Annotated in this window: 15 protein-coding genes and 1 pseudogene; 5 read left to right on the forward strand and 11 right to left on the reverse strand. The window is 69.4% G+C overall.

The features are described from left to right. A partial coding sequence (locus tag ACVWWW_RS00005; protein ID WP_456998604.1) for a YiiD C-terminal domain-containing protein occupies nt 1-302 on the reverse strand: 302 nt, incomplete at its 3' end. Nucleotides 303-335: 33 nt separating this feature from the next. Between ACVWWW_RS00005 and ACVWWW_RS00010 the strand changes: the two genes are divergently transcribed. Next, on the forward strand, nt 336-1,094 hold the full coding sequence (locus tag ACVWWW_RS00010) for a uroporphyrinogen-III synthase (RefSeq protein WP_027081608.1): 759 nt from the start codon (nt 336-338) through the stop codon (nt 1,092-1,094). Nucleotides 1,095-1,166: 72 nt separating this feature from the next. Beyond that, entirely contained in the window at nt 1,167-2,399 is a 1,233-nt protein-coding gene (locus tag ACVWWW_RS00015) for a heme biosynthesis HemY N-terminal domain-containing protein (RefSeq protein WP_036140939.1), read from the forward strand. Between the two features lie 55 nt (nt 2,400-2,454). Here the strand turns inward: ACVWWW_RS00015 and ACVWWW_RS00020 are convergent, their stop codons facing one another. Beyond that, nucleotides 2,455-3,459 (reverse strand): DUF4349 domain-containing protein, encoded by a 1,005-nt coding sequence (locus ACVWWW_RS00020; protein WP_027081607.1) that lies wholly within the window; start codon nt 3,457-3,459, stop codon nt 2,455-2,457. A 98-nt stretch (nt 3,460-3,557) separates the two neighbouring features. Continuing rightward, nucleotides 3,558-4,835 carry an acetyl-CoA C-acetyltransferase gene (locus ACVWWW_RS00025; protein WP_027081606.1) on the reverse strand — a complete coding sequence of 426 codons (1,278 nt, stop codon included), beginning with the start codon at nt 4,833-4,835 and terminating at the stop codon, nt 3,558-3,560. Nucleotides 4,836-4,923: 88 nt separating this feature from the next. Here ACVWWW_RS00025 and ACVWWW_RS00030 point away from each other — a divergent pair, with 88 nt between their 5' ends. Continuing rightward, the gene (locus ACVWWW_RS00030; protein WP_036140934.1) at nt 4,924-5,832 is read left to right on the forward strand and encodes a hypothetical protein; all 909 of its coding nucleotides are present in this window, start codon (nt 4,924-4,926) and stop codon (nt 5,830-5,832) included. A gap of 46 nt (nt 5,833-5,878) precedes the next feature. On the opposite strand, the gene ACVWWW_RS00035 is transcribed toward ACVWWW_RS00030, so the two are convergent. From ACVWWW_RS00035 to ACVWWW_RS00045, 3 genes and pseudogenes are all read right to left on the reverse strand, one after another. Beyond that, nucleotides 5,879-6,106: a DUF378 domain-containing protein gene (locus tag ACVWWW_RS00035; protein WP_027081604.1), complete on the reverse strand. Its 228-nt coding sequence runs from the start codon at nt 6,104-6,106 to the stop codon at nt 5,879-5,881. 260 nt (nt 6,107-6,366) lie between these two features. Beyond that, nucleotides 6,367-6,861 (reverse strand): annotated as a pseudogene (locus ACVWWW_RS00040) (pyridoxamine 5'-phosphate oxidase family protein); the annotation flags it as partial. 150 nt (nt 6,862-7,011) lie between these two features. Then, nucleotides 7,012-7,290, reverse strand: a complete 279-nt coding sequence (locus tag ACVWWW_RS00045) for a hypothetical protein (RefSeq protein WP_155914067.1) — start codon at nt 7,288-7,290, stop codon at nt 7,012-7,014. 15 nt (nt 7,291-7,305) lie between these two features. On the opposite strand from ACVWWW_RS00045, the gene ACVWWW_RS00050 reads away from it, so the two are divergent. After that, complete coding sequence (locus ACVWWW_RS00050) at nt 7,306-7,461, forward strand: hypothetical protein (RefSeq protein ID WP_155914065.1); 156 nt, start codon at nt 7,306-7,308, stop codon at nt 7,459-7,461. A 63-nt stretch (nt 7,462-7,524) separates the two neighbouring features. Here the strand turns inward: ACVWWW_RS00050 and ACVWWW_RS00055 are convergent, their stop codons facing one another. The 5 genes from ACVWWW_RS00055 to ACVWWW_RS00075 are packed head-to-tail and all read right to left on the reverse strand — an operon-like array spanning nt 7,525 to nt 11,554. Then, nucleotides 7,525-8,022 (reverse strand): GNAT family N-acetyltransferase, encoded by a 498-nt coding sequence (locus ACVWWW_RS00055; RefSeq protein ID WP_027081602.1) that lies wholly within the window; start codon nt 8,020-8,022, stop codon nt 7,525-7,527. 2 nt (nt 8,023-8,024) lie between these two features. Next, the gene (locus ACVWWW_RS00060; protein ID WP_027081601.1) at nt 8,025-8,606 is read right to left on the reverse strand and encodes a superoxide dismutase family protein; all 582 of its coding nucleotides are present in this window, start codon (nt 8,604-8,606) and stop codon (nt 8,025-8,027) included. A gap of 57 nt (nt 8,607-8,663) precedes the next feature. After that, complete coding sequence (ntrC, locus tag ACVWWW_RS00065) at nt 8,664-10,079, reverse strand: nitrogen regulation protein NR(I) (RefSeq protein WP_027081600.1); 1,416 nt, start codon at nt 10,077-10,079, stop codon at nt 8,664-8,666. After that, nucleotides 10,072-11,100: an ATP-binding protein gene (locus tag ACVWWW_RS00070; protein ID WP_027081599.1), complete on the reverse strand. Its 1,029-nt coding sequence runs from the start codon at nt 11,098-11,100 to the stop codon at nt 10,072-10,074. Before ACVWWW_RS00070 ends, ntrC begins: the two co-directional genes overlap by 8 nt. 43 nt (nt 11,101-11,143) lie before the next feature. Continuing rightward, nucleotides 11,144-11,554 (reverse strand): nuclear transport factor 2 family protein, encoded by a 411-nt coding sequence (locus ACVWWW_RS00075; RefSeq protein ID WP_196804294.1) that lies wholly within the window; start codon nt 11,552-11,554, stop codon nt 11,144-11,146. A gap of 518 nt (nt 11,555-12,072) precedes the next feature. Between ACVWWW_RS00075 and pgaA the strand changes: the two genes are divergently transcribed. Further along, complete coding sequence (gene pgaA / locus ACVWWW_RS00080; protein WP_027081597.1) at nt 12,073-14,091, forward strand: poly-beta-1,6 N-acetyl-D-glucosamine export porin PgaA; 2,019 nt, start codon at nt 12,073-12,075, stop codon at nt 14,089-14,091. Nucleotides 14,092-14,093: the final 2 nt, after the last annotated feature.

Consider the following 14,093-nt stretch of genomic DNA (forward strand, 5'->3'; position numbering starts at 1 on the left):
GCTTCGGCGACGAGATCGTCGTACAGCGGTGCGAGATAACGGATGCGGCTGTCGGCGACGTAGATGTCGCAGTCGAGGTCGGCGTCGTTCAATGCGAGCCAGACGCGACCCCAGCAGGCGAGCGTCATCAACGACGCGAGCGAACCACCGAACGCGCAACCCTTGTCGTTGACGTTGGCCGCAAGCGGCGCGGACAGCCGCAGGCGTTCGCCGTCGAACGCATCGATGGCCACCTGCAATGCACGCACGGGCGGCATGCCCTGGTAGTGCGCATCGAGGTGCGCGAGCGCGTCGGTGCTCATGACGACACCGGCCGGTATGCGAAGCTGCGCGTCATGCACGACTCCCTGTCGACGGGCCCGCGATGGTACGTGATCTCGCTGCGGCCGCGCGGGCAACACCAGCGGCTGCGCGACGTCGCGCGTCGTTTCGGACATGCGGTGATCGCATTGTCGCCCGTGCGTATTGCGATGCATGACGACGCGGCGACGCGCGCTGCATTGCGCGATGCGCTCGCATGCGACGTCGTCGTGTTTACCAGCCCGAATGCAGTTGCCGCTGCGAAGGCATTGCAGCCGCTCGATACGAAGGCGAGCGTGGTCGCGCTCGGTGACGGCACCGCGCACGCCTTGCGACGCGCGGGAATTCGCGACGTTGCGAAACCCTCGCGCATGGACAGCGACGGCGTGCTCGCGCTGCCGGTGTTCGACGCGATCGCCGGCCGCAGCGTCGGCATCGTCACCGCACCGGGCGGCCGCGACCTGCTCGCGCCGGCGTTGCAGTCGCGCGGCGCGCGCGTGCTGCGGGCCGATGTGTATGCGCGTGAGCCTTGCGGACTGCCGCGCACCGGGCTGCGTGCGTTGCGCGGCGTCGACGGTTATCTCGCGATCGCGCTGTCCAGCGGCGAAGCGCTCGACCTCGCTGTCGAACAACTCGAACCGGGCGATCTCGCGCGATTGCGACGTGCGCGCGTGGTCGCGGCAAGCGAACGGCTTGCCGCGCATGCCAAGCGACTCGGCTTCGACGACGTCGCCATCGCAGACGGCCCGCGCCCTGCGCAACTTGTCGCGGCGCTGAACCGAAGCGGCCGCTGAAGCGGCTTTTCACGGGGCCTCACACCGCCGCTGTCGAGACTGCACGTCATCGCCGTCCCGTCGGGGTCCGTCATGTCGTTCATCCGCAGTCTGCTGCTCTGGACGGTCGTCGTCCTCGCCGTCGCTCTCGCCGCGCAGGTTCTGTTGCCCGAACCCGGCCTCGTGCTCATGCGCTACGGCGGCAATGACTACACGACCACCATTCCGCGCGCGATCGCCATCGGCCTCGCGATCTTCGCCGGCCTGTGGCTGCTTACGCGCCTCATCGCCGCCCCGGGTGTCGCGCTGCGTCGCCGCAGCGAACGCGCGGAACGCGTGCGCCTGAGCGGTGCGCTCGAGGACCTGCACCTGGGCCGTTGGGATCGCGCGGAGCGTTCGCTCGCGAACATTGATGATCCGGACACGCTCGCCATCGCCCGGGTGCACGCAGCACGCGCCGCCGCTGCACGCGGCGAACCCGCGATCGCGCAGCAGCATGTCGATGGACTCGCGTCTTCGCATCCTGCGTTGCGTGCGGTCGCGCTCGCCGAACTCGCGCTCGCACACGGACGCGCCACCGATGCACTCGCCGCACTCGATGCACCGAACGCGCAGCCGTTGCCGCCGCGTGGCCTTGCATTGCGTGCGCAGGCGCTCGCCGACGCCGGTCATTACGACGAGGCTTACGGGATGCTCGGTGCGCTGCGCAAGGCCGATGCCGTGCCGCAGGCCGACCTGCCGCGCCTGGAAGCACGACTCGCGCGCGGTGCGCTGGCGAATGCGGTCGATGGCAATGCGCTCGCATCGCGCTGGGATTCGATTCCGTCGTCGCTGCGCCACGATCCTGCGATCGTCTCGGCGTACGCCGAACGCGCGGCCGCGCTGCATTGGGACGACGCCGCCGCGCGTGCGATCGAACAGGCGCTCGACGCGCATTGGGACGATTCACTCGCGGCGCTGTACGGGCGGCTGTCGATCGGTCGACTCGACGAACGTGCGTCGCGCGTGGAACGCTGGCTCGCGCAGCATCCGGGCAGCCCCGGCCTGCTGTTGAGCCGCGCACGCCTGCAGTACGCGCACGGCGACTGGCCGGGTGCGGAAACCACGTTGCACACCGCGATCGAACGCGGCGCAGGCCCGGAAGCCTGGGAATTGCTGGGCCACGGCTACACGGCGAACAGCGACGACTCGCGCGCGCGCCTCGCCTATGCGAACGCGCTGCGGAGCACCCGCGGCGATGGCTTGATCGAACTCACGCCGGATTCGCGCATCGCGCGTCCAGTCGATCCGGCTCTCGATCCACGCGGCAGCACCCGACTGCAGTAACCGCTTAGCGGGAGAGCGCCTGCGTCGCCGATGCACCGGCGGCGCAGGCGTTCGATCATGCGCGGCGCGAACGCTTCCATGCGCGCAGCGCGATGACGACGGTCGCGACGACCAGCCACAGCGGCCAGATCGCGATCAGTGCGATCAGCACGTCGAGCAGCCCGCGTCCACCGTCGGCGAGCGCAGTGCCCAGCCGCGAGAAGAAGCCCGGACGTTCATTGCGCAGGATCGAGTCGACGTCGGGACGTTCCGCGCGCCGAACCTGCTGCGGCTGCGTCAATGCGAAGTCCAGCGTCGCGAACTCGACGCGGTCTTCGAACGTGCGTTGTTCGATGAGTGCTTCGTCGCGCTGGGTCTGCTGCTCGACACGGCCCTCGATCGCAGCGGTCTTGTCGGCGAGCTTGCCGCCCTGCGCGGTCGCATCGCCGATCGCGGCCTGTGCCTGGTCGTGCCGCGCGCGTGCGAGCTGGCGACGCAGCAGTTCGAATTGCGCATCCATCGCTTCGTAATGACGGCGGTCGAGGAACTCGAACTCGCTGGCGACCGAACGCAGGAACATCTGCGCGCGATCGCTGGGCACGCGCACCTGCAGCTGGCCGCGCACGGTGTAGGTCGACAGTTCGACGAGGCGGCCGTTGCCGAGCGGGCGATGTTCGACGCGATCGATGCTAGTGCTGACGTCGTCGCGCGTCACGAAGCCGCCCTGCGTTGCGGCGAGGTCGGCGATGCGGATCGCGGCGTGCTGCACGTCGCGCACCTGCGCCTCGACCTGCGCGGTGCGGATGAAGCGCCGGCTGCCGACCTGCTGGGTCATCGCGGCCGAGCCCATGGCATCGGGGTCGACGCCGGGGCCGGTGACGCTTGGCTTCGCCGCTTCGGCGGCATCCGCGGCGACGGCTTGCGCCGGCGGAGCGGGCTCCACGTCCGCGGCTGGCGCCGATGCGGATTCGCGTGCGGCGCCGGCATCGGCCGCCATCGACGCATCCGCCGCCGAGTCGTGCTTGCTGCAGGCGACGGTCAACAACAACAGCGCGACGGGTAGTACGAGGCGACGGCGCATCGGCGACTCCGAAAGGTGGTGTGCCGTTACCAACGGCCGGCCGACCTTAGCGGGGTTGCGAAGCGGCCGCACGCGCGACCGCCGTCGCGGTCAATCGATCAACGCTCGAGGATGGCGACCACGCCCATGCCGCCCGCGGTGCAGATCGAGATCAGGCAGCGCCCGCCACCGCGCATCGCGAGTTCCTTCGCGGCGGTGGCGACGATGCGCGCGCCGGTCGCGGCGAACGGGTGGCCCGTCGCGAGCGACGAGCCGTTCGGATTCATCTTGGCGGGGTCGATCGAACCCAGCGCGCGGTCGAGGCCCAGGCGCTCGCGGCAGTACGCCTCGCTCTCCCACGCGCGCAGCGTGCACAGCACCTGCGCGGCGAACGCTTCGTGGATCTCGTAGAAGTCGAAGTCCTGCAGCGTGAGCTTGTTGCGCACCAGCATCTCGGCAACCGCTACCGTCGGCGCCATCAGCAGGCCTTCGCCGGCGACGAAATCGACCGCCGCAACATGCGCATCGCGGATCCAGCACAGCGGCTCGATACCGCGCGCCTGCGCCCAGTCGTTGCTCGCGAGCAGGCAGGCCGACGCACCATCGGTGAGCGGCGTCGAATTGCCTGCGGTGAGCGTGCCGCGGCCGCTGGTGCGATCGAACGCCGGCTTGAGCGACGCCAGCTTCGCGAGCGTGGAGTCGGGCCGCAGGATGTTGTCGCGCGACACGCCGCGAAACGGCACGACCAGATCGTCGAAGAAGCCTCGGTCGTACGCTGCGGCGAGCTTGTGATGCGACGCCACGGCGAGTTCGTCCTGCGCCTCGCGCGGGATCGCCCACTCCTTAGCCATGTCCTCGCAGTGCTGGCCCATCGACTTGCCGGTGCGCGGCTCGGCGACGCCGGGGAAATCGGGCTTCAATTCGCGCGGCGAAAAACCCGCGAACGCGCGCAGCTTGTCGCCCGTCGTCTTCGCCGCCGCGGCCTTGAGCAGTCGACGACGCAGCTTGGCGCCATAGACGATCGGCACGTCGGACGTGGTGTCCGAACCGCCGCCGATGCCCGAGTCGATCTGGCCCAGCGCGATCTTGTTGGCGATGTGCACCACGGTGTCGAGCGACGTACCGCAGGCGCGCTGCAGGGTGATGCCCGGCGTCAGCGGCGACAGGCCGGACGACAGCGCGGCTTCGCGGCCGAGGTTCCAGTCCGACGAATGCTTGATCACCGCGCCCATCGCCACTTCGCCCAGCTGCGCGCCCTGCAGGCCGTACTTCTCGACCAGCGCGCCGAGCGTGCGCACCGACAGCCCGAGGTTGCCGACGTCGGCATACGCGGTGTTCTGGCGGCAGAAGGGAATGCGGACGCCGCCGAGCACGGCGACGGGACGGAACTGGCGCATGGCGACCTCGAAGATGGCGACGACGCGGCGCGCAGCGCGCCGTGGGCATAATGCGGCGAGTGTAGCGCTACCACACGCCAGCGTACTGATGACCGAATCCACGAACGCGACCAATCCCGCCGGTGCCCTCCACGTGCTCGGCGCGCTCGCGCTCGAGGTGCCGGGCGACACGCCGGCGCGCCACGACCGCCTCGACCAGGCCCAGGCCGGCGAACTCGCGGCGCTGATCGCCGCCGACCTCGCGACGTTCGCGCCGGGTGCGGCGGAGCTCGAACTGGTCGTGGTCGGCGCGCATTACGACCCGGTGGAACTGCTGCGGCCGGGCTGGCCGCTGCACCGCGAACTCGACGACCTCGCCGCGCGTGCGCCGGGCCGCAACCGCGCGCGCATCGTCGCGTTCGGCGCGCATGACGGCGGCCTGCCGGGCGCATTGAGCCCGCGCGACGACTTCGGCGGCGGCCCGCTGCGGTTGGTGCCGTTCGTGCTCACCGGGGACATCGACCAGGTATCGGCGGTCGGCGACCTGTTCGAGCACGAGCTGCTCGAACGCGGCATGGCTGGCGCGGCCACCGCGCTCGCCGCGCAGTCGATGTTCGGCCTGCAGGTCGAACACGCGCGCTATCTCACCGTGCACGACCTCGCGGCGATGACGTCGCTGCAGTACGAGCACGCGGGCCTCGCGCCGCTGTGGCCGCTGATCGAAACCGCGCTACTCGCGCCGCTGGACGAAGCCTGGCTCGACGAGCCGCCGGAACCCCTGATCCATTACGCCGACGGCGAAGCACGCATCGCGCTGTTCTCGCCGCAGGCGTGGCAGAAGCGTTATGCGGTCGGTCTTGATTGCACGACGGACGATTGCCGCCAGCAGGCGTTGCGCCAGCATCGTCATTTCGAATCGCGCCAGCGCCAGCTCGCCGCGGTGCTGCAGGCGCATGGCGTGGTGGTGAACTTCGTGCACTGCGACCGCGACGACGACGCGGTGCACTCGCTGGCCTAGCGTCAAAAAGGCCGGCCGCGTGATGCGGCCGGCAATCCCTCTGACATCAACGCGCGGCTTGTGCGCGCGCTTCTCCGACCCGGCCACCGCGGAACAGCGGAATCAGCTGCCACAGGGCCGAAAGACCGACGAGCACATAGACGACCCGCGCGAGCGGTGCGTCCTGCCCGCCGAACAGCGTGGCGACGAGATCGAACTGGAAGAGGCCGACCAGGCCCCAGTTGATGCCGCCGACGATGACCAGTACCAGCGTGATCAGGTTGAGTGCTTTCACGACATGTCTCCGTTGAGGGAAGGAACGCCCGGCGCCTTGGGGCGGACGACGACCACTCGCGCCGAAGCGCGAACGGGCCGTCCACAGCGGTACGCGTTCGATCCCATTCCGGATGCAGCCGCTCAGTGCAACGTCGACGTGCGGCGCGTGGTCGCCCGCTTGCGCGTGAGCACGCCGGCGGCGGCCTTCTTCGTCGCTGATTTCGAACGGCCGCCCTTGGACTTATCGGACGGCGGCCGCACCGACTTACGCGTACCGTCGCGCAGGTCGAGGATGCGGTTCTCACCCATCAGCTCTTCCTTTTTGGTGACGCGCGCCGCGACGAACGCGAGCAGCTTGCCGATGCCGGTGCGCGGGCCGGTCCAGTACTCGGCGCTGCGCACTTCGACTTCCAGCAGCACGAGGTTCGGATCGTTCACGCCCTTCGGGAAGAACGCCTTCATCGCATCGCTCCACAGCGATTCGATCTTGCTGCGGTTGCGATTGATGCGCGCCTCGCCCGCGACCGACACGTAGACGTTCGAATCCTTCGACGCGTAGGCGACGTTGACCTTCTTCTTGCGGCGGATCTCGCCGATCTTCGGGCTGTCGGCTTCGGTGAAGAACCATAGGCGTTGGCCATCGAAACTCGCCTGCTGCGTCGACAGCGGTCGACTGACGAGCCATCCGTCCGGCCCGACGGTGGTGAACATCGCGATATCGATGCCTTCGATCAGCGTGGCGAGCTGCTCGGCACTGGTGGGCTTGCGGGCCATGGCGGGCTCCGGTGGATAGACCGGGCCACGCTGCGTGCAGGCGCGCCAAAGCACGGTGAATCGACGTTGCGATCGTTCAGTTCTTTCGCGATGCGCGCATACGAAAACGGCCACCCGGAGGTGGCCGTCGAATGCATCGTTGTTCGCGGATCAAACCAGGCCGAGGGCCAGCTTGGTCAGCATCATCACCACCGCGGCGCCGGCGGCGACGATCGCGAGCAGCAACGGGCTGCGCACCGGGTTGATGCCGGCAGCCTGCGCGAGGCCGCCGACGAATACCGGCATCAATGCATCGGTGGCCTGCCACATGTCGCGGCCGCTCGACTTGAGCGCCAGTGCGAGGCCGGCGGTGAGCGCCAGACTGAACAGCATGGCGGTCATGCCGTCCTTGAAAGTGATCTTGCGCAGCGTCGCGCCCATAACCTGCATGACACGGGACTCCTGATGATCGTCGCGCTCGCGGCGCGGTTCGAGGTGGATTCGGATGGCCCCGTCGACGCGGCCTTCAACCGCTGTAACGGCGCGGCGCGCGGGTTCTACAGGGTAATCACGTCACTTCGCTTTCACATGAATGGGCGATGCAGCGGCCGTGTCGCGTGACGGCTGTCGCAGGCCGGCGCGTGAAGCCGGCCGTTGCGTGCGCGCAAGCGGCCGTGTGATGCGTCAGCGCGTGTCGCGCGTACTCGTTTCGAAGATGCGGTAGCCGGCATCCTGCATGCCGAGTGCGGTGTACGTTGCTTTGGCGTCGTCGTTCTCGCGTTCGACATACAGGCGCAGGCCGAGCACGTCGCGACGCGACGCGGCGAGCGCACGCACGTGCGAGAACAGCGCACGGAACACGCCGGCGCGGCGGTGCTCGGGCGTCACGTACACGCTCTGGATCCACCACCAGTGGCCGCAGCGCCAGTCGCTCCATTCGGTCGTCGTCATCAGCATGCCCACCGGCTCCGCGATGGTTTCTGCACCGGCCAGCGGCACTTCGCGCACTGCGACGATGTAGTGCGCCTTCGCGCGATCGGCGATGCCCTGCGTCACGCCGGCGAGCACGATTTTCGGATCGAGTTCGAGATGTTCGGTCTCGTGCGCCATCGTGCTTGCCCAGCGCGCGAGCAGTTCGGCATCGGTGGGCACTGCATCGCGAACGCGCAGATGTCCGAGCATCGTCAGCCCCCCGCGCGGATCACGCCGCAGGCGATGCGCGCACCGGAATTGCCCGCAGGCTGCGATGCGTAATCGTCGACGCCGGCATGCACGACCAGCGCACGACCGATCACGTTGGTCGCCGCCGCACCACCGAGCGAAACACCGGCGACGTGCAGGTCGACATGCGCAACGCCATCACTGCCCGCGCTGATGTTCGGCAGGTCGCCCGCGTGATGCGCGCTGCCCATGGGATTGCCATGCGGACGACCGTTGGGATTGAAGTGCGGGCCGGCGCTCGTCGCATCCGCCGCGCTGCAGTCGCCGACCTCGTGCACGTGCAGGCCGTGCGTGCTGTTGGGCGTGAGGCCACCGATGTCGCCGGTGATGTGCACGCCGTCGCTCATCGCCATCGCGCGCAGGCGACCGCTGACGAGCGAGCCGGATGCGGGCGCCATCGCGATCGTCGCGTTCGCAACCGGTGGCGCCGCGACGCCGACCGTCGCGCTGTACGCGGGCGTCGAGGCCGTCGGCGCCTGCGTGGAAGCGGTCGCGCAACCGGCGAGCAGCACGGCGGGAATCAGCACGGAAAGGCACGTCTTCATGGCGGTCTCCTGCGAAGGATCGACAGTCTGCGATGCATGCATTCGCATGCGGTGAAGCTAGCCCGCTTCGGGCGGCGTGCGTCGACGGCCGGACCCGAGCTTGCGCGTCACGGTATTGCGGCCCAGGCCGAGCAGCGTCGCGGCCTGCGCGCGTCGCCCGCCGGTGCGTTGCAGCGCAACGTCGAGCAGCACGCGCTCCATGCGCTCGCGCGCCACGTCGTGCAGGTTCGCGTCGCCGCGCTCGAGCGCATCGCGTGCCCAGTCGGCGAGCGCGGCGTCCCAGTTGACGGGGACGGATTGCGACGTCGTGGTGCCGAGTGCGGAGTCGACATCGGCACGCGTGATGCGTTCGGCCGGTGCGAGCGCAGCGAGTCGCCAGCACACGTTCTCGAGTTCCCGCACGTTGCCCGTCCACGCATGCGCCTGCAGGCGCTCGAGCGCATCGCTGTCGAGACGCTTGGCGCGCGAACCGAGTCGCGATGCCGCCTGCGCGAGGAAATGCGCGGCGAGCAGTGGAATGTCGTCGCGACGCTCGCGCAATGGCGGCAGGCGCAGGCGCACGACGTCGAGGCGATGCAGCAGGTCTGCGCGGAACTGGCCGCTGGCGACGCGCGCCACGAGATCCTGATGCGTTGCCGCGATGACACGCACGTCGACGCGAATGAGTTCGCGGCCGCCGACGCGGAAGAACTCGCCCTGTTGGAGCACGCGCAGGAGCCGTGTCTGCAATGCGGCGGGCATGTCGCCGATCTCGTCGAGGAACAGCGTGCCGCCGTGCGCCTGCTCGAAGCGCCCGACATGACGACGCGCGGCGCCGGTGAAGGCGCCGGCTTCGTGGCCGAACAGTTCGGATTCGAGCAGCTCGGACGGAATTGCGGCGGTATTGAGTGCGACGAAGGGCTTGTGAGCACGCGGCGATTCGCGATGCAGCGCACGCGCGACCAGCTCCTTGCCGGTGCCGGTTTCGCCGGTGACCAGCACCGACAACGGCGCCTGCGCAAGGCGGCCGATCGCGCGGAACAGTTCGCGCATCGCCGGCGCCGCGCCCAGCAATGCTTCGCTGGTCGCTGGCAATTCGTCGGGCGTGCTGATTGCAGGTGTCGACGGACCGAGCACGCGTGCGGCGAGCGCGACCGCGTCGTCGAGATCGAACGGCTTGGACAGGAACTCGTACGCACCCGCGCGGAACGCACCCGCGGTGCTCGCGATGTCGGTATAGGCGCTCATCACAACGACGGGGAGGTCCGGATGGCGCGTCTTGAGTTTTTCCAGCAGTACCAGGCCGTCATCGCCGGGCATGCGCACGTCGGTGAACAGCATGTCGGGTGGTGACGCCGCATCGTCGAACGCGTGCAGCGCAGAGGTGGCATCCGGAAATGCCTCGACGCGCCAGCCCGCGTCGCGCAATGCCGTCGACAACACGAAACGGATCGCGGCTTCGTCGTCGACGATCCAGATCAGTGACTCAGGCATCGACGGGCTCCGGCAACGGCAGCAGCAGGGTGAATACGGTATGCCCCGGACGCGAGCGATAGCTGAGCGCGCCGCGGTGCTCGCGCACAACCTGCTGCGCGAGTGCGAGGCCGAGGCCGGTGCCGTCGGCGCGACCGCTCACCAGCGGAAGGAAAAGTCGCTCGGCGAGTTCCGCCGGCACACCGCGGCCGTCGTCGGCAATGTCGAGGCGCAATGCGATCGGATGTACGACCTCGCCGATGCGCGCCGCGTGTTCGGCGCGCGTGCGCAGCGTGACCTGCGATGCGCCGGCCTCGATCGCGTTGCGCACGAGGTTCCACGTCGCCTGCGTGAGCCGGTCGGCATCGCCGTCCACGTCGGGCAGGCTGGGGTCGTAGTCGCGCACCAGTCGCACCGCCCAGCCGGCGTCGGATTCGGCGAGACGCAGCACGCGTTCCAGCACGCCGTGCACGTTGAGCGGTGCGTGCGGCTGCGGTGGCGCCGGGGAGAGCAGTCGATCGAGCAGGCCGGTGAGGCGCGCGGTCTCGGCGTCGATCAATGACGTCAGCGCATGACCGTCGGCATCATTCGCGTCGAGCCGGCGCGCGAGCAGTTGCGCCGCGCCTTTCAGACCGGCGAGCGGATTGCGCAGCTCGTGCGCGAGGCCGCGCAACGCGGCGCTCAATGCGGACGGCAGCCGCGCGGGATCGTCGTCGGGGAATTCGTCGACCGGATGCGCTTCCAGCAGCCAGCCGTCGTCACGACGGCTCAGCCACGCATCGCAGAAGCGTTCGGCGCCGTCGGCGAAACGCAGGCCGAGGCGACGCAGGCGCAGCGGCGCGTCGGTGGCTTCGGCGGCGCGATCGAGCACGGCATCGAGGCCGCCGTCCTCGGCCAGCGCGGCCAGGCGCAGGCCGATCAGGCGTCGCGAACCGACCCCGAGCCAGCGCGCGAACGCGATGTTGCAGCCGGCGATGCGCGCGTCGAGCGTGGTCCACGCGAGCGGCGTGGTCAGCTGGTCGAGGTCGGGCGCGGCCGTCATTGCACCATGGTAGTGCAGACGCGGCGGCGGATCGGGCGTCGCGCTAGGGCTTGAACAACCAGACCGTCGCGATGCGGCCGTCGACAACCTCGTACACGGCGAGCGCCTCGGTCGGCGTCGCGCCGAGGCCGGTCACGCGCTCGTGGTCGACCACCTTGTGGCCCAGCGACGTGCGCGCCACCAGCTCGGCGTGCAGCGTAGGCACGTTGAAGCGCGAGTCGCGATAGAACGCGCGGATCGCGTCGGCGCCGTCGAGCGCGGGCGCAGCACCCGGCATGCGCCAGACCTTGGCGTCGGCCGCGTAGGTCGCCATGAACGCGTCGAGGTCGTGGCGGTTGTAGGCGTCGAGCTGGCGTCGGACGACGGCGACCGGGTCATCGGCGCTAGTCGGTTTGGGCGACGTCATCGAACAACCTCCAAGCAGCGCGGCCATCAGCGGAAGGACGTATTTCATGCGGTTCGGTTTAACGTGACGTCGTTCGGGGATGGTGGTGTCGCGGAGCGCGGACTACGGGGCGCACGTCGACACATGTCGACTTAGGTGCAACGCAGGTATCGCCCCGATGTCGAGTGCGAAGCATCGCTTGTCGTTGCAGGAAGTCTAGACCGGTGCGACTTCACCACTGAAACCTGCCGACTCCTGCGCGAGCGCTGACCCACGACGCGACATCGGCAACCGCACACCAGCGTCCCCGACCACAGATCGCGCCGGCGACAGGATTCGCGACATGTGCCGCGCGTTTGCGCCCAACCCGGCCCCGCCGCCGGCCGGTACCAAGCGACCGGATCGGCCTGCGTACGATCGATACCAACCGCCGGCTGCGTCGTAACCCATTGCGCGCGCCTGCCGGTTGGTTTCGCGATTCCGGCAAAGCCGGTCCGCGACCGCGCGTCAGTGTCGAGGCGGGCCTACGATCGATGGAACGAGATCGCACTCGGGAACCGCCCACTGCGCCGCCGGCCGGGCGAGTCGTGCGTTGGGCGATCGTCCAACGCGCACTGCCGCTGCTCGCCGCGTTGTGCGCATCGCCGCTGCACGCACAGCCGGCATCGCCCGACCCCGAAGTGCTCCTGGCCGCCGGCCGCGCCGCCAATTCGGCGGGCGATCGCTATACCGCGCTGCGTCTGTTCGGGCAGGCGCGACTGTTGCGACCGGACGACCTGCACATCGCGCGCGCCATCGCCGACGTGCTGGTCGAACTCAACGCGCCGGATGGTGCGGCGGCCGCGCTCGGTGGCAAGCCGGACATCGGCCTGCGCAGCCGGCAGGCGGCGGCGCGGGTGCGGTGGGGCGAGCAGGTGCCGCCGATCGATGAAACGCAGCGCTTCGCCGGCACCGACGGGGCGATTGCCGAATTGCAGGCGCTGCTCCACGAAGCGGCGCGCACGCATCCCGACGACACGGGGCTGCGGATTCGCTTACGGCGCGATCTCGTCGTCGCCTTCCACGATCGCGAGCGCTGGTCCGATGCGGTGTCGACCGCCGATGCGCTGCGAGCGGACGGCGACACGCTGCCGCCGTACGTGCGCAAGGCCGAAGCCGATGCACTGCTCGCGCTGCGACGACCGGAAGACGCACGTCGCGCCTATCAGGACGTCATCGACGCGGTGCCGAACAGCCGCACCGCGCGCACGGGGCGCTTCTATGCGGAGTTCGATTCGGGCGACGTCGCCGCGGCGCGCGCGACGCTTGACGAGCTCGCGGCCGGCCAGAAGCCTTGGCGTCACGTCGGCGGCGATTCGCAGCCGAGTCCGAACGACGCCTGGCTCGACACGCGCCTGCTGGCGTCGCAGGCCGATCGATTCGCCGACATGCCGGCCGCGGCGTGGCGCACGATCGAGCCACTGGCCGCACATGCGCCGGCCGCACCGTACGTGCGTCTCGAAGCCGGCGAAGTGGCCGCCGCGCGTGGCTGGGTGCGGCGCGCGCACGAGGACATCCTGATCGCGCACAGCCTCGCGCCCAACGACGTGTCGATCCAGCTGACGCTCGCCGAATCGCTGCTGCGGCGTCGCCACTGGAACGACGCTGCGGCGATCGCGCAGCACCTGCAAAGGATCGACGCCGGCGGCGATCGACTGCAACGACTGCTCGACGATCTCGCGACGCAGCGTCGCGCCGAGCTGCACTTCGAAATCCGTCCACGTGCGGCCGACGGTGGCGGGCCGGATGGCAGCGGCGACGGTCTCGACGCCGCGATGCGTTTCTATTCGCCGCCGCTGGGCGAGCGTTGGCGTCTGCTCGCGGCGGCCGAGCGGCAGACCGGCAATCCGACAGGCACGGTGCTGACGCGCGACCGCTACGGCGTCGGTGTCGAAGCGCGATGGCCCGATGTCACGCTCGAACTGCTCGGCTGGCAGAACACGGGCGAACTCGATCACTTCAGTGCCGACGCGCGTGTGCGCTGGACGCCGGACGATCATTGGGGCGTTGAAGTCGGGCTGCGACCGTTCTCCGCATCGACGCCGCTGCGCGCGCTCGAAGCCGGCATACACGCTAACGAGCTCGGCCTGTCGACCACCTACGCATGGAACGAGTCGGCCGTAGCCAGCGCCGGCATCACGACACTCGACTTCAGCGACGGCAACCACAGGTTGCAGGCGACGGCCGACCTCGCGTTCGCCGTGGTCGATCGGCCGCGCCTCGATGTAGTCCTGCGTCCCTCGCTGTACGCGTCCCGCAACACGCGAACCGATGCGCCCTACTTCAACCCGCGCCGCGATGCCGCGTTGACAGTCGGCGCCAGCGTCAACCACGCGCTCTGGCAGCGCTACGAACGCCGGCTTGTGCAGTCGCTGCAACTCAACGCGGGCGGCTACTGGCAGGACGGTTTCGGCACGGCGGGCATCGGCGATGTCACCTACCGGCAGACGTACGAACCGAGCGCGCGCACGGCGTGGCACTACGGGCTCGGCTGGTCGCATCGCGTGTATGACGGCGATGCCGAGCGCGCGCTCACGCTGTTCGTCGGTGTCGACACGAGGTTCTGACG

This window comes from Lysobacter sp. HA18, assembly GCF_054057595.1.